Raw genomic sequence first — 21,124 nt, 5'->3', positions numbered from 1 at the left:
AACGGAACGGCCCGCCGGGAGCATCGCTCCCGGCGGGCCGCCGCCTGCTCAACGGCTCACTTGCCGTAGTACGCGTTGTAGATCGAGACCGTCGACTTGTTGCCCTTCTTGTCGGCGATCTTGGCGTGGAAGGAGATGGCCTTCCCCTTCGCCGGGTTCTTCACGCTGATCTTGCCGTCCTTGACGGTGACCTTCTTCCAGGTCTGGCCGTAGTCGTAGGACACGTACACGTGGAGCGACTTGAGGTTGGAGCCCTTGGCCGCGCCCTCGACGGTGACCGGGACGCTGGCCGTCTTGCCGGCCTCGACGCGGCTGTCCAGGCCGGTCTTGGCGTGGAAGCGGGCCGTCGAGGCGGGCAGCCGCGTGAGGTCGGCGGTCTTCTTGGAGCGGAACGTCCAGCTGGCGTCGACGCGGGTGGTGGCCGCGGCGATCTTGACGGTGCGCTTGACCGACGTCGTCAGCTTGTACTCGGCGTCGCCGGCCGGGACCTTGAACGCCTTCTCGCCGAACAGCGGGTCGTCGTGGGAGCCGACCTTGGTGCCGTTGCGGTAGAGGGTCGTGTTCACCGAGGTGAACAGCGAAGCGCCCGGGTTGCCCTTGCCGTCCGCGAGCAGCGGGACGACACCGGAGATCTCGTTGCCGTCGCGGCTGAGGCCGTACTCCGCCGTCAGGGACGGGCCGAAGACCGCCGTGTTCACGGTCCGCGTGTAGGTCTTGCCGCCCTTGAAGGCGGTCCCGTGGTCGAGGTCGTAGGCCGCCTCGGTGATCGGCCAGCCCTCCGCGTCGACCCCGCCCACCTGCTCGAAGCCGACGTCCCACGTCACACCGCTGACGGTGGACAGGTGCAGGGTCCGGGTGCCCGGCAGGGTCTGCGGGATGCCGATCGAGCCGGCGCTGCTGCTCGCAGGCAGCCAGCCGACGGCGTTGACCACGCCCTTCTTGCCCGCGGCCGCCGCGCCCATGGCGACCTTCAGCGTGGCCAGGTCGCCCGCCTTGTAGTGCCTGGTGTAGCCGGTGGCGAGCTGCTTGACCGTGCCGCCGGTGACGGTGGAGTACTGCTCCTTGCCGCCCTTGGACCAGTGGGCGTCCCACTGCTGGGTGAGCGAACCGTCGGTGATCTGCGGACCGAGGTGGGCGGAGCGGAAGTTCTCGTACGAGTCCAGCCACCAGCCGAAGCCGTGGAAGCCGTCGGCGGTCTCCACGGTGAAGTCGGCCGAGGCGAACTCCGGCTTGACGCCCGCGGCCGGGACCGTGATGTCCACCGGCTTGGCCTTGCGCGCGTCCAGCGTGATCGTCGTGTTCTTGGTGACGTTCAGCTTGGGCTGGGCGAGCCAGTCGGCGCCTTCGTACGTCTCGGGGTCATTGCCCACGTACACACCCGAGGTGAGCACGTAGCCGCCCTTGGGCACCCGGACGGTGACGGTGCCGTCGGCGTCGTACGGCGAGAAGCCCTTGTCCGCGGCCAGGCCGGTCACGCCGTACAGGCCGATGTCGTAGTTCTCGGCGGGGTTGCCGGCCCGGTCGAGGACCTTGAGGGTGACGTCGTAGGACTCCACCTCCCGCTGCACCGCCGCCGCCGTGCGGACGCTCTGGCCGCCGCCGGTGGCCGTCACGTACGCCGAGTACGCGCCGTCGAGCGTGCCGCCCAGCTTGGTGTCGACGGTGAGGTCGACGGAGGCGCTGCCCTTCGCCGGGACGGTGACCTTGGTGGCGCCGAGGGTGAAGAAGCCCGCGGGGGCCGTCCGGCCCTTGGGGTCGGTGGCGGTGGCGGACAGGGTGAGGGTGACGTCCTCGGTGCCGAGGTTGCGGTACGTCAGCTTCTCGGTGACCGGCTTGTCGTCGGTGTGCGGCCACTGCTGCACGCCGAAGCCCACCGACACCGGGTCGGCGATCACGGTCTGCTTGACGGCCTTGTCGACCTGGACGCGGCCCGCGCCCTGCTGGAACGGCGTGTACGTGCCGCCCTTGGCGGACGCCGTGAGGGCGCCCTTGAGCTCGGCGTACGTCCAGTCGGGGTGCTGCTGCTTGAGGAGGGCGGCGGCGCCCGCGACGTGCGGGGTGGCCATCGACGTGCCCGAGATCGACATGTAGCCGGCCGGCTTCTCGCCGACCTCCTTGGCGATGTCGTTGCCCTGGGCGGAGGCCGCCGTGATGTCCACGCCGGGCGCGGTCACGTCGGGCTTGAGGGCACCGTCGAGGCCGGGACCCCGGCTGGAGAAGTCCGCGAGCCGGTCGCTGTCGTCGACCGCGCCGACGGTCAGGGCGGCGGCCGCGCTGCCCGGGGAGCCGACGGTCTGCTCGCCCCACTCGCCCTCGTTGCCGGCGGCGACGGCGAACAGGATGCCCTTCTCCGCCGAGAGCTTGTTGACCGCTGCCTCCAGCGGGTCGATCGCGGGCGTGTCACCGCCGCCCAGGCTCATGTTGACGATGTCGGCGCCCTGTTCGGCGGCCCACTCGATGCCGGCGAGGATCTCGGAGTCGCTGCCGAAGCCCTCGTCGCTGAGCACCTTGCCGTTGAGCACCTTCGCGCCGGGCGCGACGCCCTTGTACTTCCCGCCGGACTTGGCGCCGGTGCCGGCCGCGATGGACGCCACGTGCGTGCCGTGGCCGACCTTGTCGCCGGCGCCCGGGGACGTGCTGAAGTTCTTCTCGGCGACGACCTGGCCCTTGAGGTCCGGGTGGGTGGCGTCGACGCCGCTGTCCAGGACGGCGATCTTGACGCCCTTGCCGTCGTAGCCGGCGGCCCAGGCCTTCGGGGCGCCGATCTGCGCGACGGACTTGTCGAGGCTGGCCTTGCGGACGCCGTCGAGCCAGACGTGCGCGATGCCGGAGGCGGTCCGGTCGCCGTCGGTGACGGCGTCCCAGAGCTCGGACGCGTCCTCGTGCGGGGTCTGCACCGCGTCGGCGTTGACGGTCTTCAGGGTCCGGCGGAGCTTGCCCGCGTCCCGGACGTCGGCCTTCGCGCCCGCCGCGGCGCCCCGGTAGCCGACGATGACCTTCAGGCCCTGCTTCTGGGCCTTGCGGGTGGCGGCCTTGTTGAGTTCGGTGACGTCGAACAGCCGCTGGTCGAGCTTGCCGGTCGCGATGAGGCGGGCGACGTCCGCCGGTATCACCAGGGTGTGCCCGTCGACCTTGCGGATCTGGACGGGTATGCCCTCACGGCCCTCGGCCCGGTCCAGTCCGACGACCCGGCCCTTGGCGTCGAGCGCGACCCGGTCGCCGGTGATCAGCGTGAGGTGCTGCCGGGACGCCGAGGACGGCGACGCCGGGGCACCGGCCGCCGGCTCCCCCTTCGCCGACGCGGGGCTGGTCATGCCGGCCGCGAGGGCCACGGTGGCGGCCGTGGCGACCGTGGCCGCGCCCACTCTCTTCACTTGTCTGCGCAAGTTTCCCCCTTGCAGAAGAACCGGGCGAATTCCCCGTTCACCCGGCCGGGGGTGGTCTCGTACACGCGCGCGCACGCCCCCCGGAACCCGCAGTATGCCGGGGGGGTGATCAGACGCTCAACACCGAAGGGAAAGGTGGCGCATTCGACGGGCGACTGTAACGGGACCGCCGGAACACCGTTACACGGCCGCGGGGTTACGCCCCGGCCCGCTCCGTGACGGTGATCCGCCCCTTGCGGATCGTCGCCAGCCGCGGGGCCTGCTTCGCGATCGCCGAGTCGTGGGTGACCATGACGAAGGTCAACCCGAGCTCCTTCCACATGCGTTCGAGCACGTCCATGATCTCGTCGCGCGTCGACTCGTCGAGGTTTCCGGTGGGTTCGTCGGCGAGCAGCACCTTCGGCTGCTTGACCAGCGCCCGGGCGATGGCCACGCGCTGCTGCTGGCCGCCGGACATCTCGCCCGGCAGGTGCCCGAGCCGTTCGCCGAGCCCGACCGACGCCAGCGCCTCGGCGGCCCGCTCCCGCCGCTCCCCGGCCTTCACGCCGAGCGGGACGAGCGCGGTCTCGACGTTCTCCTGCGCGCTGAGCGTCGGGATGAGGTTGAAGGACTGGAAGACGAAGCCGATGTTCTCGCTGCGCACCCGGGTGAGCCGGGCCTCGGGCAGCGTGGCCAGGTCGGTGCCGTCGAGCACGACCTCGCCGGAGGTGGGCCGGTCCAGTCCGCCCAGCATCTGCAGCAGCGTGGACTTGCCGCCGCCGGTGGGCCCCTGGATGACGAGCCGGTCGCCGTCCGGGATGGTCAGGTCGACGCCGTCCAGGGCGTGGACGGTGTCCTTGCCCCGGGTGTAGCGCTTGGTGACGTTCCTGAGTTCGTACATGGTGGGTGCAACTCCTGGGAGGTAGAGGGGGCTTGGCGGCCGGAGCGGCTATTCGACGCGGCGCAGCGCGTCCGCCGGCCGCAGCCGCGACGCCCGCCACCCGCCGAACGCCCCGGCGATCAGCCCGCCCGCCACGGCCAGCGCCACCGCGACGGCGATGGTGGTGACGCTGACGGGCGCGGTGAGGGCCACCTCCAGCGTCTTCGCGGCCTGCCGGCCGGGCCCGGCCATGCCGCCGCCGAACCCGCCCCCGCCCCCGGGGCCGCCGGACGCGGACGCGGTCGAGCCGAGCTGCGCCTGCAGCGTCGGGCTGACCGCGGTGACGGCGTACGCCCCCGCCAGGCCCAGCGCGATGCCGAGCGCGCCGCCGACCAGGCCGTGCACGACGGCCTCGCCGACGACCTGCCGGGTCACCCGGCCGGACTGCCACCCGAGGGCCTTGAGCGTGCCGAACTCGCGCACCCGGCGGGACACCGCCGAGGAGGTGAGCAGCCCGGCGACCAGGAACGCGGCGACGAGCACCACGACGGACAGCCACGTGCCGACGCTGGTGGCGAGGGAGGAGGCCGTGGACAGCGAGCCGGAGACGGTGTCCGCGAGGTCGGCGGAGGTGGTGACCGTGGTGCCCGAGACGTTCTTCTGGATCGCGGACTTGACGCTGTCGATCTGCTGCGAGTCGGTGGCCTTGACGTAGATCGTGGTGACCTTGTTCTTCGCGTCGGCCAGGGTCTGCGCCCGCTTCAGCGGGACGTACACGTCGGCCGCCGCGTCACCGCTGTCGGCGGTCGCGATGCCGACGATCTCGAACTTCGTGCCCTTGACGGTGACCGTGCCGCCGGTCTCGAGCTTCTTCTCCTTGGCGTACGCCGAGTCCACGACGGCGACCTTCGCGTCGGTCTCCGACGTCTTGAAGGTGCGGCCGCTGGTGATCTTGGAGGAGGTCAGCGGGCCGAGGGCGGGCTCGGTGACGTCCGTGCCGTAGACGGAGTAGCTGTTGACGTCGAAGTCGGCGCCGCCGCCCTCGACCCGGCCCTGCGCGGACGGCGCGGCCCCCGGACCGCCCCCCTGCCCGGCCCCGCCGCCGCCCTCCTGCTGGAACTGACCGCGCGTGAACTGGCCGCTGACCTTGACGACCTGGAGGCTCAGCCCGCCGACCGCGTCGGCGACGCCGTTCTGCTCGCCGACCTCGCCGACGGTCGAGCTCGCCAGCGTCTGGAAGCCCTGGACCATGACGCGGTCGCTGCTCTGCTCCTCGTCGGAGCCGTCCTCCTGGGCGTCGAACCGGAAGCGGGGCCGCTCGGAGCTGCTCGCCGTCGGCGCCGCTGCCTTGGTGACCGTCATGTCGGTGCCCAGCCCGTACAGCGACTGCAGGACCTTGTCCTGGGCCTTGCCCATGCCGGACGACACGGAGGTGACCACGATGACCAGCGCGATGCCCAGCGCGAGGCCGGAGGCGACGACGAGGGCCGCCTTTCTGCGGCGGCGCAGTTCGCGCCTCAGGTAGGTGAAGAACATGGCCGCAAGCTAGGGACGGTCCGTGATGAAGCGATAAGCCCCGCATAAGAGGGCGATGAGAAGCGGCCGTCAGGGGGATGTGCGGGAGCCGGCGGCGGGCGGGAAAGGCGGTGCCGCCGCCCGTCCCGGCGGGGACGGACGGCGGCACCGGATGTCGTGACCGCGGGGGCGTCAGACCGCCGAACCCGCCTTCCACTGCGCCCAGTCCATGTTCCAGCCGTTGAGGCCGTTGTCCGGGGCGACGGTCTTGTCGCCGGTGTTCTGGACGACGACCACGTCACCGATGAGGGAGTTGTCGTAGAACCAGGCGCCGGGCATGTTCGGGTCGCCGGCGCCCTTCTTGTCCTGCAGGCCGACGCAGCCGTGGCTGGTGTTGACGTTGCCGAAGACGGACGGGTCGCCCCAGTAGTTGCCGTGGATGAAGGTGCCGGAGGTGGTCAGGCGCATGGCGTGCGGCACGTCCTTGATGTCGTACTCGCCCTTGCCGTCGTCGTCGGTGAAGCCGACCGTGGCGCCGTTCATCCGGGTCTCCTTGAACTTCTCGGAGATCACCATCTGGCCCTCGTACGTCTTGTTCTCGGGGGCGCCGGCGGAGATCGGGATGGTGCGGACGGTCTTGCCGTCCTGCGTGACCTTCATCTGCTTGGTCTTGGCGTCGACGTAGGTGACCTGGTTGCGGCCGATCTTGAAGGTGACCGTCTTCTGCTGGACGCCGTAGACGCCCTCGGCCCCCTCGACGCCGTCCAGCGCCAGCTTCAGCGTGACGGTGGAGTCCTCCTGCCAGTACTCCTCGGGCCGGCAGTCCATGCGGTTGGCGTTGAACCAGTGGCAGGCGACCTCCTGCCCGCTGGTGGTGCTGACCGTGATGCCCTTCTGGACGGCGGCCTTGTTGGTGATGGCCTTGTCGAAGTTGATCGACACCGGCATGCCCACGCCCACCGTGGTGCCGTCGTCCGGGGTGAAGTTGCCGATGAAGCTGTTGGACGGGGAGACCGTGGTGAACGAGGCGTTCTCGTGGGCGGCGCGGCCCTCGGAGTCCTCGGCGGTCGCCGTCAGCCGGTAGGTGGTGGCCCGCTCCAGCTGGACGCTGGGCTGCCAGCTCGTCTTGTCGGCGGATATCTCGCCCGCGACGGCGGTGCCGTCGGAGGTGGTCATCTTCACGTTCGTGAGTGTGCCCTTGGTCACCTTCACGGTCGCGGAGTTGTTGATGGAGGCGTTGTTCGAGCCGTCCTTCGGCGTGATCGCGATCTGGGCCTCGGACGTCTTCTCCGCCGCCGCCTCGTCGACCTTGGCCTGCGTGGTGTCGTTGTTCCCGCCGTCGCCCCCGGAGGCGTCGTCGCCGCCGCCGGAACAGGCCGAGAGCACCAGCACTCCGCCGAGCAGTGCGGACGCGACCGTCAGGCCCCTGCGCCGCTTACCGTCCGTCATCACACGCTTCTCCATCGTTGCCGAATTCCCCGAACCACGGGAGTCCCCCGTCACGACCCGAGAGTCCCCCGAGAACTTTCAACGCTACGACCGGTACGTCCCGTTCCACATCGTCCGCGTGTGTGGGGATCACCACGTCCGCGTCACGGACGGGGCGGCTGTCGGCCGGCGCCTCGTCTGAGACGCCGTGACACCGGGCGGCGGTTGCCGCCCGGGGTCACGATTCGCTCAAGGCGCCTCAGCCGGCGCGCCCTTCGCCGTCGTCCGTCCCGTCCGTGCCGTCGTCGGTGGTCCAGTCCTCGTCGTCATCATCCTCGTCGAGATCCCAGCCGGGCGCGTCGGGGTCGTACCCGATCCGCTCGCTGCTCCAGGACGCCTGCTGGAGTTCCACGCCGGGCACCTCGCCGACCAGGCCGACCGGGTCGATCAGGTGGGCGAGGGCTTCCGCGGGATCCTCCGTCACCGCCCCTTCGGCGTGTACCCGCTCCGCGTCGGGCATGCCCCCGTCGTCGGCGATGCGGCGCAACGCCGCCTTGGTCAGCGCCTCCGCGTCGTGGACCTCGACGACGAGGTCCACGCGAAGCCGGACAAACCGTGATGTCTCTGGAGTAGTCATGTCCGGAGCGTACGGCCCTGCGTTCCTGTGACTTTCCCGTGACCCGCGCCTTTCACTAACATCGCCCCACACGGCCAATTCGCCAGTACCACAAGGGGATCGATATTCCGTGTCATCCGCTCGCCGTCCGTTGCTGACCGCCACCGCCGCGGGCACCCTCCTGGGCGCCCTGTGGTTCGTCCCGTCCGCGAACGCGACGGCCGAGAGCCCGGTGGGAACGGCCACCTCGGCACACCCGTCTCCGCAGGTCACGGAGCAGGCCAGGGTCAGCTCGGCCACCGCCTCGACCATCACGTCGACCACCGCGTCGACGGCCGCGCACGGCTCCGTCACCGACGCCCGTCTCGCCGACACCGGCAGCTTCGACAGCACGCCGTACGTCCTGGGCGGCACCGCCTTCCTGACGCTGGGCGCGGGATTCGTCGCGTACGCGGTTCGCCGGGAACGTCTCGGTTTTTAACTCCGCTTGACGATTCGTCGGCCCGGGCTTCATAGTCCGCCCATGAAGAGATCATCGGGCGCGCGACTGGGCGCCACGGCTGCCGTGAGCGTGCTGTCGCTCGCCCTCATCACGGGCTGCTCCGACTCCGGGTCGGACGACGCCGAGAACACCGAGGGCTCCGGCTCCTCGTCCTCCTCCTCGGCTCCCGCCGCCAAGGCGGCCACCTCGGCCGAGCTGGAGAAGCTGCTCCTCGCGCAGGGCGACGTCAAGGGCTACAAGGTCGCCTCCGGCGACGACACCCTGCCGAAGTCCAAGAGCGCGGTGAAGACCGACAAGGCCGAGTGCAACGCGCTGGCGTGGGCCACGGCCGGCCTCGCCCCGGGCGACACGGACGCGAACGCCAGCAACTCCGTCGCGGAGGACAAGGCGGCGACCGCCACCGCGCAGCCGGAGGACATCGCGGACGCCTTCGACATCAACATGACGTACGTGGGCCTGTCCTCGTACGACGGCGACGGCGCCGAGAAGGCCCTGAAGGCCGTCTCCGACGGCGTGTCGGCCTGCTCCGGCGGCTACGGCCTCGCCGCGGGCGGCGAGAACTCGAAGGTCACCAAGGTCGCCGCGGGCCAGGGCTCCGGGCAGGGCGACGAGTCCGTCGCGTTCTCCCAGGGCGTCGACATGGACGGCGAGGGCACGGCCACCTTCCAGACCGAGGTCGTGCGCAAGGGCAACACCGTCGCCACCTTCTACACGGTGAACTTCGCGTCGCTCGGCTCCGGCAAGGCGGCCGAGGTGCCGGCGGCCGTGGTCGAGGCGCAGATCGCCAAGCTCAAGTAAGCCGTCGGGCCCCGCCGTACGCGTACGGCGGGGCCCCGGCGCGTTTGCCGCCCGCCGTTACAGCAGCGGTCCGGTGACCGTCTCCACGGCCGCGACCAGCCGCCCCTCGCGGACGAACGCCTCCGCAGCGGCCAGGTCCGGCGCCAGGAACCGGTCCGGCCCGGGACCGGCGACACCGGCCTTCCGCACGGCGTCGATGACGGCCCGGGTGGCGGGCGCCGGTGTCAGCCCCTCGCGCAGCTCGACGGCGCGCGTGGCGGCGTACAGCTCGATGGCGATGATCCGGGTCAGGTCGTCCACCGCCGTGCGCAGCTTGCGCGCCGCCGACCAGCCCATCGAGACGTGATCTTCCTGCATCGCGGAGGACGGGATCGAGTCCGCCGAGGCCGGGACGGCCAGCCGCTTCATCTCGCTGACCAGCGCGGCCTGCGTGTACTGGGCGATCATCAGGCCGGAGTCCACCCCGGCGTCGTCGGCGAGGAACGGCGGCAGCCCGTGGCTGCGGTTCTTGTCCAGCAGCCGGTCGGTGCGGCGCTCGGCGATGGAGCCGAGGTCGGCGGCGGCGACAGCCAGGAAGTCCAGCACGTAGGCGACCGGGGCGCCGTGGAAGTTGCCGTTGGACTCGACCCTCCCGTCGGGCAGGACCACCGGGTTGTCCACGGCGGAGGCCAGCTCGCGGTCGGCGACCAGGCGGGCGTGGGCCACGGTGTCCCGGCCGGCGCCCGCGACCTGCGGGGCGCAGCGCACGGAGTAGGCGTCCTGGACGCGCGGGGCGTCGTCCTGGTGGTGCCCGGTCAGGCCCGAGCCCTTGAGCACGGCCAGCATGTTGGCGGCGCTGGCCGCCTGCCCCGGGTGCGGGCGGATGGCGTGCAGCTCGGGGGCGAGCACCTTGTCGGTGCCGAGCAGCGCCTCCAGGCTGAGGGCGGCCGTGACGTCGGCGGACCTGTAGAGGGTGTCCAGGTCGGCGAGGGCCATGATCAGCATGCCGAGCATGCCGTCGGTGCCGTTGAGGAGGGCGAGCCCTTCCTTCTCGCGCAGTTCGACGGGGCGGATGCCGTGCTCGGCGAGGAGTTCGCCGGCCGGCCGCACGACGCCGTCGGGGCCCTCCGCGTCCCCCTCCCCCATCAGCGCGAGGGCGCAGTGGGACAGCGGGGCGAGGTCGCCGGAGCAGCCGAGGGAGCCGTACTCGTGCACGACCGGGGTGATCCCGGCGTTGAGGAGGTCGGCCATGGTCTGCGCGACCTCGGGGCGGACGCCGGTGTGTCCCGAGCAGACGGTCTTCAGCCGCAGGAACATCAGGGCGCGCACGACCTCGCGCTCCACGCGCGGTCCCATGCCGGCGGCGTGCGAGCGGACGATGTTGCGCTGCAGCCGGCCGCGCAGTTCCGGGCTGATGTGCCGGGTCGCCAGGGCGCCGAAGCCGGTGCTGACGCCGTAGACCGGGTCCGGCTTGGCGGCCAGCGCGTCGACGATCTCGCGGGCCGCGGCCAGGGCCGCCACCGCCTCCTGGGAGAGCTCGACCCGGGCACCGTCGCGCGCCACGGCGAGCACGTCGGACGCGGTCGTCCCGGACGTCCCCACCACCACAGTGTGCATATCCATATTCAGGAGCGTACGCAGTGAATTCCGCAATGTCACCACCGGGTCCGGGCCCCGCCCCTTACGGCTCCCGGCGCTACGGCGAATGCCGCCCGCGGAACCGGCGGCGCTCCCCGTCCGCCTCCACCGACGGCTCGTCCGCCAGCCGCACCACCGGGTCGTCGGGCCCCTCCCGGCCCGCGACGACCGGATGGACGGCCCGCTCGGCCTTGGCCCTGTACTGGGCGGCGTCGGCGAGCCGGAAGAGCCGGCGGGCCGAGCGGACCGGCCCGATGGGGTCGTCGGTGGAGGCGACCCCGCAGGCCACGCCGTCGCCGATCTCCCACTCGGCGGCCCGGCGGCAGACCTCGTCGGCCGCCTTGACGACCTGGTCGGCGGAGAGCCCGACCGCGAGCAGGCAGAACTCGTCCCCGCCGAGCCGGGCCGCCAGCGCCCCCGGCAGCATCGCCCCGCAGACCGACAGCAGCGTCCCGAAGCGCTCCAGGAGCCGGTCGCCGACGGCGTGCCCGTGGGTGTCGTTGACCCGCTTGAGCCCGTTCAGGTCGCAGACGACGAGGCTGACGACGACCCCGTCCGCGCGGTGCCGTTCGATCGCCTTCTCCAGGCGTATGTCGACGGCCCGCCGGTTGGCTAGCCCGGTGAGCGCGTCGGTGAACGCCAGCCGCCGGGCCTCCTCCAGCCGCTCCGTCTGGGCGATCCCGGCGGCGACCACGGCGGCGAGGACGGTGGCGAACTCGGCGTCCGCCCGCGCGAAGACGGGCGCCCCGGCCGGGCGGGCCACGTACAGCTCGCCCCAGGCGCGGCCGTGCAGCACGATCGGCGCGACCACGCAGCAGCCGCGGCCCCGGCGGCGCAGGGCGGCGACCCGCTGGTGGCAGTAGCCGGGGCGCCGCCCGGCCGCCGGCCCCTCGGCGGTCTCGACCCAGGCGCCGGGCCGGCCGCCGCCGGCCCACTGCTCGTGCAGGAACTCGGTGATCTCCGCGAACTGGTGCACCGGGTAGGCCTCGTCGTCCGGGAACTCCTCCTCGCCCTCGGCGCGTTCGCCGACGTTCACCAGGACCCTGAGCCGCCCGAGCTCGCGCTCCCACACCGACAGCGCGGCGAAGCTCCCGCCGAGCGCCCGGCACGCCCCGGTGGCCGCCGCGCGCCACGCCTCCCGCGAGCCGTGCGCGGCCGCCATGCCCTGAGCCAACGCGACCACGGCCGCGAGCCGCCTGTCCTCACCCATCACCCCAGGCTAGGGATGTTCAGGGTGAAGAGGGGAGTTTTCGGGGCGAACGGGGCGAGAACGGAAGGCGCCGGGGGCGCACCGGCCGGCCTCGCGCCCGGCCGGCCGCCCGCGAGCCCCGTCCGCTACTCCCCCGGCCACTGGGGCCTGCGCTTCTCGTTGAACGCCGCGACCCCTTCCGCCCGGTCCCCGGAGAACGCCACCGACCGCCAGGCCGCGTCCTCGACCTCCAGCCCGGCCCGCAGGTCGAGGCCGTGGCCGAGCCGCAGCGCCCGCTTCGCCGCCCGCAGCCCGACCGGGGAGTTCGCCGCCATCCGGGCCGCCAGGGCCAGCGCCTCCTCCCGGTCGCGCCCCTCGTCCACCAGCTGGTCGACCAGGCCCAGCTCCCGCGCCTCGGCGGCCTCCACCCGCCGCGCCGTGAAGATCAGCTCGGCCGCCCGGGCCGCCCCGACCCGCCGCGGCAGCAGCTGCGTGCCCCCGCCGCCGGGGATCACCCCCACGGACACCTCCGGCAGCCCCACCACCGCCGTGCCGTCGGCCACGATCACGTCGCAGGCCAGCGCCAGTTCGAACCCGCCCCCCAGCGCGAACCCGTGCACGGCCGCGACCGTCGGCACGGGCAGCTCCAGCACCCCGGTGTACGCGCCGCGCGCCACCGGCCGCTGCCGCACCAGCTCCGCGTCGCTGAAGGAGTTGCGCTCCTTCAGGTCGGCCCCGACGCAGAACGCCCGCTCGTGCGTGGAGGTCAGCACGACCACCCGCACCGCGCGGTCCTCGCCCAGCGCCGCGCACGCCCCGGCGATGGACCGGGCCATCTCGGTGGACACGGCGTTCATGGCCTTGGGCCGGTCGAGGGCGAGCTCCGCGACATGCCCGTCCTCGTGCCGCCGCACCAGCACGTACTCCCCGAACCGTTCCTCACTCATGACACCCTCCGGTTAACGCGGGTTAACACCGTCGGACCCGATCATGGCAGCCGGGCCCCGCCGGGAAAAGGGCGGAGCGGCAGCCGCGGAGCGCGGCGGGCGAGCCGCCGCCCCCGGGACAGGACACCGTCCGCCGCCCCCGGGACAGGACACCGTCCGCCGCGCCGGGACGCGCGGCCGGCCCGGCTCCCGAAGGCCCGCCCCACCCCGCCCGTTCGAGTGACATCCCGGCGACTGCGGCCCCACCGCCCGGGGGAGCGCATAGCGTGCGCACCGCCACGGCGCATCGGGGGCGCGTGCGCACCGGGAGGGATCGCGATGACGACGGACACGCCACCGCACGGCGGGGAGAGCGCACCGCACGGGCCGGCCGGCCCGGACGCCCTCACCGGCACGGGCCCCTTCCCGTCCCGCGCACGCGGCCGGCACCGCAAGCCCCGTCCGCGGGGGATGCCGCTCGCCATCGGCGGTCTCGCGCTGGCCGCGGCCGTGCTGGGTCTGGTCCGCCTGGCGTCCGATCCGGTTCCGCGGGCCGGCAGCGTCGACGCCGCCGAGGTCCTGCCCGGCCCGGACCGGGCCGCCGGCACGCACCGCGCGGCCCGCGCCGCGGGGACCACCGCGGCGCCCGGGGCGCGCCCGCCGGCCTCCACGGCCCCGGGCGCGGCACCGGCCCCGTCGGGCCGCGCCGCCGCCCCCGCCCGGACCGGCGCCCCGGCGCCCGCACCCGGCGCCACGACCCTCCCGGAGGCGGCGGACCCGGCACCGCACCGTCCGGCACCGCACCGTCCGGCGGCGAGCCGGACGCCCGAGCCGTCCGCGCCCCCGACCCGCTCCACCCCCGCCCCGGCACCCCGGCCCGACCAGCCGCGGCAGTCCGTCCGGCCCACCCCGGCCGACCGGCCCGGCCTGTGCATACCGGTCGTCGGCCTGTGCCTGGACGGGCCGGGACAACGGAGCTGAGCGCGGGACGCGGCAGGTCCGGCGGGGCCTACGACACCCCGTTGCGCCGGGTGAGCAGCCAGGGCTCCACGACGCCCAGTCCGCGCACGGGGCGCTGCCACATGGGCTGGAGCGCGAACCGGTAGACCGGCGGCTCCTCGCCCTCCTTCTCCGCGGCCGCGGCCTCCTCGGCCGCCACCGCCTCGGAGGCCGGGGCGTCCTGCGTGCGGATCAGCTCCTCGGCGAAGGCGGTGTCGACCAGGACGGCGTCCTTCGGCGCTATCGAGGTGAGCCGGGAGGCCAGGTTGACCGTCGTGCCGAAGACATCGCCCATCCGGGTGGTCACCGTGCCGAACGCCATGCCGACGCGCAGCTCCGGCATCGTCTCGTCGTGCGCCATGGTCTCGATCAGCCGCAGCGCGATTTCGGCGGCGGTGCCCGCGTCGTCGGCGGCGTACAGCACCTCGTCGCCGAGGGTCTTGACCAGCCGTCCGCCGTGCGCGGCGATCAGGTCGGCGGCGGTGGTCTCGAAGGCCTCGACGAGCTCGCCGAGCTCCTCCTCCTCCATCCGGCGGGTCAGGCGCGTGAACCCGACGAGGTCGGCGAAGCCGACGGCGAGCCGCCGGTCGACCATCTCCTCGTCGTCGGCGGCCTGCACCACCCGGCCCGCCGAGGCGGCGAGCTGCCGCCGCCAGACGTAGACGAGGAACTCCTCCAGCTCGGGCAGGAGCAGCTCGATGATCGGGTACGTCACCTCGGTGCGGGTCATGCCGGGCTCGGGCGGCTCGGTCAGCCCTTCCAGGAAGGAGTCGATCTGCCACTCGGCGAGCCGTGCGGTGGTCTGCCCGGTGGACCGGGCCACCTGCACCGCCATGGCCTCGCTCAGCAGCCCCGCCTCGACGAGACCGGCGAGGCGGCGCAGGGCCAGGACGTCCGCCTCGGTCAGCGCCTTGGCCTGCCCGATGTCGGCGAAGCCCATGGCCCGCCAGAAGCGGGAGGCCAGCTCCATGGAGACGCCGGCGCTGCGGGCCGCCTGGAAGGGCGTGTAGCGGCGCTCCGCGCCCAGGATGAGCTGCTCGAGGCGCAGGGCGAGGGGGTCCTCGCCGGGGTCGGCGGCAGGGGGGTCCCCCCGGTCGAGCGAAGCCGGGAGTGGGGGAGGATCCCCCCGGCCCTGCGCGTCCGTGCCGGCACCCGAGTCGTCGACGGTCACGCCTGCTGCCCTTCCGATCTGTCACGGTCATGTATCGACCGGCCTCAACTGTACGGCAGGTGTGCGCCAGCTCACTCCGTCCGACGGAAGCGGGACGTGCGGCGGGAAGCGGTCCGCTCAGGCGGGCCGCAGGTGGACGATGTCCCCCGCTCCCACGGGCTCCTGCACCCCTTCCCCGGTGGCCAGGACCAGCCGGCCGTCGCCGTCCACCGCCACCGCCTCGCCCACCAGCGACCGGTCCCCGGGCAGCTCCGCGCGCACCGTCCGCCCCAGCGTGGCGCAGCCCGCCGCGTACGTCTCCTGGAGCCGGCAGGCCACCGGGTCGCCCCCGGCGGCCCGCCACCGCCCGTACCAGTCCTCCAGCGCCCGCAGCATCCCGCGCAGCAGCGGGTCCCGGTCCGTGCTCACGGCGCCGGCGAGCGCGAGGGAGCCCGCCGTCGGCACCGGCAGCTCCGCCGTGCGCAGGGTGACGTTGACGCCGACCCCGATCACCACGCCGTCGTCGCCGGCCCGCTCGGCGAGGATCCCGCCGGCCTTGCGCTCCTCGCCGCCGACGGTCACCAGGAGGTCGTTGGGCCACTTGAGCGCCGTGTCGACGCCCGCCGCCCGCGACAGCCCCGTCGCGACCGCGACCCCGGTGAGCAGCGGCAGCCAGCCCCACCGGGCCACCGGCACCTCGGCCGGCCGCAGCAGGACGGAGAAGAACAGCCCGGAGCGCGCCGGCGCCGTCCACTGCCGGTCCAGGCGCCCGCGCCCGGCGGTCTGCTCCTCGGCGACGAGGACCGCCCCCTCGGTCGCCGTGCCCGCGGCGGCCCGGGCCACCAGGTCGGAGTTGGTGGAGCCGGTGCGCTGCACCACCTCCACCTGCGACCACAGTCCTCCCTCGCGCACCAGCCCCCGGCGCAGGGCGGTGACGTTGAGCGGCGGACGGTCCAGGTCCGCCCAGCGGCTGCGGTTTCCCTCGGGTCCCTCTGATGCATCTCGCGGCGTCATGCAAGCCACCCTAGGTGTGGTAAACGCCGCACTGCCGACCCGCGGGCCCCCCACTACGCTACGGATGAGTAACCGTCCCCCCTTTTGAGCAGGCAGGGAGCCGCATCCCGATGTCCGAGCCGGAAGAGCAGCAGCCTGACATCCACACGACCGCGGGCAAGCTCGCGGACCTGAGGCGCCGTATCCACGAAGCGACGCACGCCGGCTCGGAACGCGCCGTCGAGAAGCAGCACGCCAAGGGCAAGTTGACGGCCCGTGAGCGGATCGAGCTGCTGCTCGACGAGGACTCGTTCGTCGAGCTCGACGAGTTCGCCCGGCACCGTTCCACCAACTTCGGCCTCGACGCCAACCGCCCCTACGGGGACGGTGTCGTGACCGGGTACGGGACCGTCGACGGCCGTCCCGTCGCGGTGTTCTCGCAGGACTTCACCGTTTTCGGCGGCGCCCTGGGCGAGGTCTACGGGCAGAAGATCGTCAAGGTCATGGACTTCGCCCTGAAGACCGGCTGCCCGGTCATCGGGATCAACGACTCCGGCGGCGCCCGCATCCAGGAGGGCGTGGCCTCGCTCGGCGCGTACGGCGAGATCTTCCGCCGCAACACCCACGCCTCCGGCGTGATCCCGCAGATCAGCCTGATCGTCGGGCCCTGCGCGGGCGGCGCGGTCTACTCGCCCGCGATCACCGACTTCACGGTCATGGTCGACCAGACCTCGCACATGTTCATCACCGGCCCGGACGTCATCAAGACGGTCACCGGCGAGGACGTCGGCTTCGAGGAGCTGGGCGGCGCCCGCACCCACAACACGACCTCGGGCGTGGCGCACCACATGGCGGGCGACGAGAAGGACGCGATCGAGTACGTCAAGCAGCTGCTGTCGTACCTGCCGTCCAACAACCTCTCCGAGCCGCCGGCGTTCCCGGAGGAGGCGGACCTCGCCGTCACCGACGAGGACCTGGAACTGGACACCATCGTCCCGGACAGCGCGAACCAGCCGTACGACATGCACACGGTGATCGAGCACGTCCTGGACGACGGCGAGTTCTTCGAGACGCAGCCGCTGTTCGCGCCGAACATCCTCACCGGCTTCGGGCGGGTCGAGGGCCGTCCGGTGGGCGTGGTCGCCAACCAGCCGATGCAGTTCGCGGGCTGCCTCGACATCCAGGCCAGCGAGAAGGCGGCCCGTTTCGTGCGGACCTGCGACGCCTTCAACATCCCGGTGCTGACCTTCGTGGACGTCCCGGGCTTCCTGCCCGGCGTCGGCCAGGAGCACGACGGCATCATCCGGCGCGGCGCCAAGCTGATCTACGCGTACGCCGAGGCGACCGTCCCGCTGATCACGGTCATCACCCGCAAGGCGTTCGGCGGGGCGTACGACGTGATGGGCTCCAAGCACCTGGGCGCCGACCTCAACCTCGCCTGGCCCACCGCCCAGATCGCCGTGATGGGCGCGCAGGGCGCCGTCAACATCCTGCACCGCCGCACCATCGCCGAGGCGGAGGACCCGGAGGCGGCCCGCGCCCGGCTGATGCAGGAGTACGAGGACGCCCTCCTCAACCCGTACGTCGCGGCCGAGCGCGGTTACGTCGACGCGGTGATCATGCCGTCCGACACCCGCGGGCACGTGGTGCGCGGCCTGCGTCAGCTGCGCACCAAGCGGGAATCCCTCCCTCCGAAGAAGCACGGCAACATCCCCCTCTAGCCCTCAGGAGTGGCTGTGACGATCAAGGTCGTACGGGGCAACCCGACCCCGGAGGAGCTGGCCGCCGCACTGGCGGTGGTCAGGGCGCGCGCCGCGGCGGCGGCCGCCCTGCCGTCCGGCGCGCCCGGCCCCCGCGACTCCTGGTCCGACCCGTCCCGCATCGCCGGCCGGCACCTGCCCCTTCCGGGGCAGGCGTCGTGGGCGCGGACGTACTGGCCGGGCGCGTAGGCAGGAGTCAGAGCACCGCCGCGACGGCTCCGGCCATCACCGCGTAGCCCGCGTCGTTCGGGTGCAGGTGGTCGCCGGAGTCGTACGACGGGTGCAGCCGGTCCGGGTCCGCCGGATCGGCCAGGGCGCGGTGCAGGTCGGCGACCGCGTCGTACTCCCCCGCGCACCGGATCCACTCGTTGAGCTCGTGGCTCGTCCTGGCCGCGCGCTCGCCCCAGTGGTCCGAGCCGGCCAGCGGCAGCAGGGTCGCGCCGATCACCCGCAGGCCCCGCGCGCGGGCCTGCCGGATCAGCTCCCGGTGGCCGTCGACGAGTTCGGCGGTCTCCACCACCGGCGCGGGGTGGTAGGTGGGCTGCCGGTCCGTCTCGCTGAAGCCGATGTCGTTCAGGCCGAGCAGCACCACCAGCGTGTCCACGCCCGGGTGGGCGAGGACGTCCCGGCCGAGCCGGTGCACCGCCTTCTCGCCGTACCAGGACGAGTCGTTGAGCAGCAGGTTCCCGCCGATGCCCGCGTTGAGGACGGGCCGGCCGGTGCGCTCGGCGAGGGCGTCGGACCAGCGGCGGTCCGCGCCGGGCGTGGAGCCGAAGCCGTCGGTGACCGAGTCGCCGAACAGCGCGATGCCGTCCCGGCGGCCGGCGTCGGTCTCGACGGCCGACAGGAAGTACCAGGACTCGCTGACCGCGTCGAAGCCGTCCCCGCCGGACTGCGCGAGAAGGTCGCCCGGACCCCGGTAGCCGGTCGTGAAGGCCTGCGCGTGGAAGGTGGCCGGGCCGGTGGCTGCGTCGAAGTACAGGGTGACGGTGATGCGTTCCAGCGCGGCCGTGGCGAGCTCCACCGGGTCGCTGAGCAGCTCCCCGCGCGCCGGTATCGCGGCGTCGTACGCGCCGCCGAAGGTCAGCCGCCGCAGCGAGCCCGGCTCGACGGCCGCCCCCCGGGCCGTGCGGCCGACCGTGGCGCCCGCGAGGCGGACCGCGGAGGTCCCGTACGCGTGGGAGAGCCGGACGCGGAGCCGCTCGCCGCCGGCCGTGAGACGGACGACCTGGCGCAGCGACTGGCGCCAGAAGCCCTCGCGGGACCAGTTCGGAGTGAAGCCCTCGCCGGGGAGCTGGGGTGACGCGGTCCAGGCAACGGTGAACATGACACGCCCCTTCCAAAGGGAACCAGAGTTCCTTTAGCTAATGGAACTGTAGTCCCTTTTGATGGTCCTGGCGAGCCGGGGCAAGTTGAGTACGCGTACTCAGGCGCCGTGCCGGGCACCCGCCGGACGATGGAAGGCATGCTCTGGTCCGACCCCGAGAACGAACCGCCCGAGGAACTGCGGAACACGCAGGACATGCTGCGGCGGCTGGGGGTCCTCGTGGCGCTGGCCATGGTGCTGGCGATGCTCGTGATCGGCGTGAGGTGAGGGCGCCGGGCCCGCGCCGATACCCTGAGGGCATGACAGACCAGCCGCGCCGCCGACTCGTCCTCGCCTCCCAGTCCCCCGCCCGGCTCGGACTGCTGCGCCAGGCCGGACTCGACCCCGAGGTGATCGTGAGCGGCGTCGACGAGGACGCCGTCACCGCCCCCACCCCCGCCGAGCTGGCCCTCGCCCTCGCCGAGGCCAAGGCCTCCGTGGTGGCCGCGAAGCCCGACGTCAAGGGCGCGCTGGTGATCGGCTGCGACTCGGTGCTCGACCTGGACGGCCGGGCCCTCGGCAAGCCCGCGGACGCCGAGGAGGCCACCGCCCGCTGGAAGGCGATGCGCGGGCGCGCCGGGACCCTCCAGACGGGCCACTGCGTCTACGACACGCTCAGCGGCCGCTACGCCTCCGCGACCGCCTCCACGGTCGTCCGCTTCGGCGAGCCGACCGACGAGGAGATCGCCGCGTACGTGGCCTCCGGGGAGCCGCTGCACGTCGCGGGCGCCTTCACCCTCGACGGCCGCTCCGCCCCCTTCATCGACGGCATCGACGGCGACCACGGCAACGTCATCGGCATCAGCCTGCCGCTGGTGCGCCGCCTGCTGGCGGAGCTGGGGGTCGGCATCACGGAGCTGTGGGCGCCGCGGGAGGCGTGACCGGGGAGCCGTCGCCGCCCCCCGCGCCCGCCCCGGGCGCGGCACCGGCGGGCTCCGCCGGGCTGTCGTACGTCATCAGCAGCAGCACGATCAGCCCGAGCACCACCACCATGAACAGGAACGCCGGCCAGCCCGCCAGCCCCCAGGCGAAGGCGCCGAGCAGACCGTGCACCACGGCGGCGCCGATCAGCACGACACGCCCGAACCCCGCAGGCGGCCGGTCGCGCAGCGCGACCAGCAGCGCGACCAGGCCGCACAGCGCGAAGCCGAGGCCGAAGACGACGCCGCCGGCCTTCGAGGACACCGCCATCACGTCCGGGTCAAGACCGGCCAAGGACATGTCCTGCCGGTCGACGACGACCCCCAGGAACCAGTTCAGCGCGGCCACGCCGACCCCCTCGGCGAAGAGCACCACCGCCACCACCCACGCCACCGGCCTGCGCACCACCGGCCCCACCCTCTTCCGAGCACGTGTTCGCCCGGCGTTCGGTTACCCCGGGTACGACTCCGACCCCGCGAACGCTACTCACCGGTAAACCTCGGGACAAGGGTCCTGCGAACGGCAAAGAATCATTGGGCCATTCGTAGGGACTCCACAAAGAAACCGAGTGGCCCGCAGCACGTGGTGACAGAGACCTTGACCACAGGGGACGGCTAGGGTTTGCCGGAGGAGTCCTGGGCATCGCGCCGCGACAAGGGATTTCGTGGGTCGAGCAAGCCTCGCATCACGCTCCGTGTGGGCAAGCTCACCATTGGGGACGGGTCGAAGTGCCGTGTCGGCAGTCCCTAAACTCGGCTTGTTTCAAGGAGGGAGCCTCAATCGTGCGCAAGGTGCTCATCGCCAACCGTGGCGAAATCGCTGTCCGCGTGGCCCGGGCCTGCCGGGACGCCGGGATCGCGAGCGTGGCCGTCTACGCCGACCCGGACCGGGACGCTCTGCATGTCCGCGCCGCGGATGAGGCGTTCGCCCTGGGCGGTGACACTCCCGCCACCAGCTACCTCGACATCGAGAAGGTGCTGAAGGCGGCGCGTGAGTCGGGCGCGGACGCGGTCCATCCCGGGTACGGCTTCCTGTCGGAGAACGCCGACTTCGCGCAGGCCGTGCTGGACGCGGGCCTGATCTGGATCGGCCCGCCGCC

The 21,124-nt window shown here is 73.0% G+C and carries 20 protein-coding genes; 8 read left to right on the top strand and 12 right to left on the bottom strand.

The features are described from left to right. Window positions 1-56: 56 nt before the first annotated feature. The 5 genes from ACIF8T_RS19155 to ACIF8T_RS19135 form a co-directional block, all read right to left on the bottom strand. A complete protein-coding gene (locus tag ACIF8T_RS19155; protein ID WP_400036956.1) occupies window positions 57-3,314 on the bottom strand; it encodes a S8 family peptidase in 3,258 nt (1,085 codons plus the stop codon). Window positions 3,315-3,582: 268 nt separating this feature from the next. Next, window positions 3,583-4,266, bottom strand: coding sequence for an ABC transporter ATP-binding protein (locus tag ACIF8T_RS19150; protein ID WP_400036465.1), 684 nt, complete (start codon window positions 4,264-4,266; stop codon window positions 3,583-3,585). A gap of 48 nt (window positions 4,267-4,314) precedes the next feature. Further along, a complete protein-coding gene (locus tag ACIF8T_RS19145; protein ID WP_400036463.1) occupies window positions 4,315-5,781 on the bottom strand; it encodes an ABC transporter permease in 1,467 nt (488 codons plus the stop codon). A 171-nt stretch (window positions 5,782-5,952) separates the two neighbouring features. After that, entirely contained in the window at window positions 5,953-7,209 is a 1,257-nt protein-coding gene (locus tag ACIF8T_RS19140; protein ID WP_400036461.1) for an Ig-like domain-containing protein, read from the bottom strand. A 238-nt stretch (window positions 7,210-7,447) separates the two neighbouring features. Next, window positions 7,448-7,825, bottom strand: coding sequence for a hypothetical protein (locus tag ACIF8T_RS19135; protein WP_400036460.1), 378 nt, complete (start codon window positions 7,823-7,825; stop codon window positions 7,448-7,450). Window positions 7,826-7,934: 109 nt separating this feature from the next. Here ACIF8T_RS19135 and ACIF8T_RS19130 point away from each other — a divergent pair, with 109 nt between their 5' ends. Together ACIF8T_RS19130 and ACIF8T_RS19125 are read left to right on the top strand one after the other, a co-directional pair. Next, window positions 7,935-8,285 (top strand): hypothetical protein, encoded by a 351-nt coding sequence (locus tag ACIF8T_RS19130; RefSeq protein WP_400036458.1) that lies wholly within the window; start codon window positions 7,935-7,937, stop codon window positions 8,283-8,285. A 42-nt stretch (window positions 8,286-8,327) separates the two neighbouring features. Further along, a complete protein-coding gene (locus ACIF8T_RS19125; RefSeq protein WP_400036456.1) occupies window positions 8,328-9,104 on the top strand; it encodes a hypothetical protein in 777 nt (258 codons plus the stop codon). Window positions 9,105-9,161: 57 nt separating this feature from the next. Here ACIF8T_RS19125 and hutH read toward each other — a convergent pair whose 3' ends face one another. From hutH to ACIF8T_RS19110, 3 genes are all read right to left on the bottom strand, one after another. Further along, the gene (gene hutH / locus ACIF8T_RS19120) at window positions 9,162-10,700 is read right to left on the bottom strand and encodes a histidine ammonia-lyase (RefSeq protein ID WP_400036954.1); all 1,539 of its coding nucleotides are present in this window, start codon (window positions 10,698-10,700) and stop codon (window positions 9,162-9,164) included. A gap of 79 nt (window positions 10,701-10,779) precedes the next feature. Then, complete coding sequence (locus tag ACIF8T_RS19115) at window positions 10,780-11,931, bottom strand: diguanylate cyclase domain-containing protein (RefSeq protein WP_400036454.1); 1,152 nt, start codon at window positions 11,929-11,931, stop codon at window positions 10,780-10,782. A gap of 125 nt (window positions 11,932-12,056) precedes the next feature. After that, window positions 12,057-12,857, bottom strand: coding sequence for an enoyl-CoA hydratase/isomerase family protein (locus ACIF8T_RS19110; RefSeq protein WP_400036452.1), 801 nt, complete (start codon window positions 12,855-12,857; stop codon window positions 12,057-12,059). Between the two features lie 318 nt (window positions 12,858-13,175). Between ACIF8T_RS19110 and ACIF8T_RS19105 the strand changes: the two genes are divergently transcribed. Continuing rightward, window positions 13,176-13,817 carry a hypothetical protein gene (locus tag ACIF8T_RS19105; RefSeq protein WP_400036450.1) on the top strand — a complete coding sequence of 214 codons (642 nt, stop codon included), beginning with the start codon at window positions 13,176-13,178 and terminating at the stop codon, window positions 13,815-13,817. A gap of 28 nt (window positions 13,818-13,845) precedes the next feature. Here the strand turns inward: ACIF8T_RS19105 and ACIF8T_RS19100 are convergent, their stop codons facing one another. Then, window positions 13,846-15,006, bottom strand: a complete 1,161-nt coding sequence (locus ACIF8T_RS19100) for an adenylate/guanylate cyclase domain-containing protein (RefSeq protein WP_400036448.1) — start codon at window positions 15,004-15,006, stop codon at window positions 13,846-13,848. 117 nt (window positions 15,007-15,123) lie between these two features. After that, window positions 15,124-15,999 carry a biotin--[acetyl-CoA-carboxylase] ligase gene (locus tag ACIF8T_RS19095; protein ID WP_400036446.1) on the bottom strand — a complete coding sequence of 292 codons (876 nt, stop codon included), beginning with the start codon at window positions 15,997-15,999 and terminating at the stop codon, window positions 15,124-15,126. A 110-nt stretch (window positions 16,000-16,109) separates the two neighbouring features. Between ACIF8T_RS19095 and ACIF8T_RS19090 the strand changes: the two genes are divergently transcribed. Both ACIF8T_RS19090 and ACIF8T_RS19085 read left to right on the top strand, forming a co-directional pair. Further along, window positions 16,110-17,699 carry an acyl-CoA carboxylase subunit beta gene (locus ACIF8T_RS19090; protein ID WP_400036444.1) on the top strand — a complete coding sequence of 530 codons (1,590 nt, stop codon included), beginning with the start codon at window positions 16,110-16,112 and terminating at the stop codon, window positions 17,697-17,699. 15 nt (window positions 17,700-17,714) lie between these two features. Further along, window positions 17,715-17,927, top strand: coding sequence for an acyl-CoA carboxylase epsilon subunit (locus tag ACIF8T_RS19085; RefSeq protein WP_400036442.1), 213 nt, complete (start codon window positions 17,715-17,717; stop codon window positions 17,925-17,927). A 7-nt stretch (window positions 17,928-17,934) separates the two neighbouring features. Here the strand turns inward: ACIF8T_RS19085 and ACIF8T_RS19080 are convergent, their stop codons facing one another. After that, window positions 17,935-19,065 (bottom strand): SGNH/GDSL hydrolase family protein, encoded by a 1,131-nt coding sequence (locus ACIF8T_RS19080; protein ID WP_400036440.1) that lies wholly within the window; start codon window positions 19,063-19,065, stop codon window positions 17,935-17,937. Window positions 19,066-19,203: 138 nt separating this feature from the next. On the opposite strand from ACIF8T_RS19080, the gene mmpB reads away from it, so the two are divergent. Together mmpB and ACIF8T_RS19070 are read left to right on the top strand one after the other, a co-directional pair. Further along, window positions 19,204-19,332, top strand: coding sequence for a morphogenic membrane protein MmpB (gene mmpB / locus ACIF8T_RS19075; RefSeq protein ID WP_391790103.1), 129 nt, complete (start codon window positions 19,204-19,206; stop codon window positions 19,330-19,332). A 32-nt stretch (window positions 19,333-19,364) separates the two neighbouring features. Continuing rightward, a complete protein-coding gene (locus ACIF8T_RS19070) occupies window positions 19,365-19,985 on the top strand; it encodes a Maf family protein (protein ID WP_400036438.1) in 621 nt (206 codons plus the stop codon). On the opposite strand, the gene ACIF8T_RS19065 is transcribed toward ACIF8T_RS19070, so the two are convergent. Further along, entirely contained in the window at window positions 19,954-20,433 is a 480-nt protein-coding gene (locus ACIF8T_RS19065; RefSeq protein ID WP_400036436.1) for a hypothetical protein, read from the bottom strand. The genes ACIF8T_RS19070 and ACIF8T_RS19065 overlap by 32 nt on opposite strands. 374 nt (window positions 20,434-20,807) lie before the next feature. Here ACIF8T_RS19065 and ACIF8T_RS19060 point away from each other — a divergent pair. Then, a partial coding sequence (locus tag ACIF8T_RS19060) for a biotin carboxylase N-terminal domain-containing protein (protein WP_400036434.1) occupies window positions 20,808-21,124 on the top strand: 317 nt, incomplete at its 3' end.

It is taken from the genome of Streptomyces sp. NPDC085946 (genome assembly GCF_044540485.1).
Classification (GTDB): domain Bacteria; phylum Actinomycetota; class Actinomycetes; order Streptomycetales; family Streptomycetaceae; genus Streptomyces.
Note: the sequence above shows the minus strand (reverse complement) of the source record. Positions and strands in the feature narration are given on the sequence as shown.

What these genes read in the sequence shown, in the direction of transcription:
- ACIF8T_RS19080 (WP_400036440.1), bottom strand. Translation starts at nt 19,065, where the DNA reads ATGTTCACCGTTGCCTGGACCGCGTCACCCCAGCTCCCCGGCGAGGGC.
- ACIF8T_RS19140 (WP_400036461.1), bottom strand. Translation starts at nt 7,209, where the DNA reads ATGACGGACGGTAAGCGGCGCAGGGGCCTGACGGTCGCGTCCGCACTG.
- ACIF8T_RS19145 (WP_400036463.1), bottom strand. Translation starts at nt 5,781, where the DNA reads ATGTTCTTCACCTACCTGAGGCGCGAACTGCGCCGCCGCAGAAAGGCG.
- ACIF8T_RS19155 (WP_400036956.1), bottom strand. Translation starts at nt 3,314, where the DNA reads ATGACCAGCCCCGCGTCGGCGAAGGGGGAGCCGGCGGCCGGTGCCCCG.
- ACIF8T_RS19110 (WP_400036452.1), bottom strand. Translation starts at nt 12,857, where the DNA reads ATGAGTGAGGAACGGTTCGGGGAGTACGTGCTGGTGCGGCGGCACGAG.
- ACIF8T_RS19105 (WP_400036450.1), top strand. Translation starts at nt 13,176, where the DNA reads ATGACGACGGACACGCCACCGCACGGCGGGGAGAGCGCACCGCACGGG.
- ACIF8T_RS19090 (WP_400036444.1), top strand. Translation starts at nt 16,110, where the DNA reads ATGTCCGAGCCGGAAGAGCAGCAGCCTGACATCCACACGACCGCGGGC.
- mmpB (WP_391790103.1), top strand. Translation starts at nt 19,204, where the DNA reads ATGCTCTGGTCCGACCCCGAGAACGAACCGCCCGAGGAACTGCGGAAC.
- ACIF8T_RS19070 (WP_400036438.1), top strand. Translation starts at nt 19,365, where the DNA reads ATGACAGACCAGCCGCGCCGCCGACTCGTCCTCGCCTCCCAGTCCCCC.
- ACIF8T_RS19125 (WP_400036456.1), top strand. Translation starts at nt 8,328, where the DNA reads ATGAAGAGATCATCGGGCGCGCGACTGGGCGCCACGGCTGCCGTGAGC.
- ACIF8T_RS19135 (WP_400036460.1), bottom strand. Translation starts at nt 7,825, where the DNA reads ATGACTACTCCAGAGACATCACGGTTTGTCCGGCTTCGCGTGGACCTC.
- ACIF8T_RS19095 (WP_400036446.1), bottom strand. Translation starts at nt 15,999, where the DNA reads ATGACGCCGCGAGATGCATCAGAGGGACCCGAGGGAAACCGCAGCCGC.
- ACIF8T_RS19150 (WP_400036465.1), bottom strand. Translation starts at nt 4,266, where the DNA reads ATGTACGAACTCAGGAACGTCACCAAGCGCTACACCCGGGGCAAGGAC.
- ACIF8T_RS19115 (WP_400036454.1), bottom strand. Translation starts at nt 11,931, where the DNA reads ATGGGTGAGGACAGGCGGCTCGCGGCCGTGGTCGCGTTGGCTCAGGGC.
- hutH (WP_400036954.1), bottom strand. Translation starts at nt 10,700, where the DNA reads ATGCACACTGTGGTGGTGGGGACGTCCGGGACGACCGCGTCCGACGTG.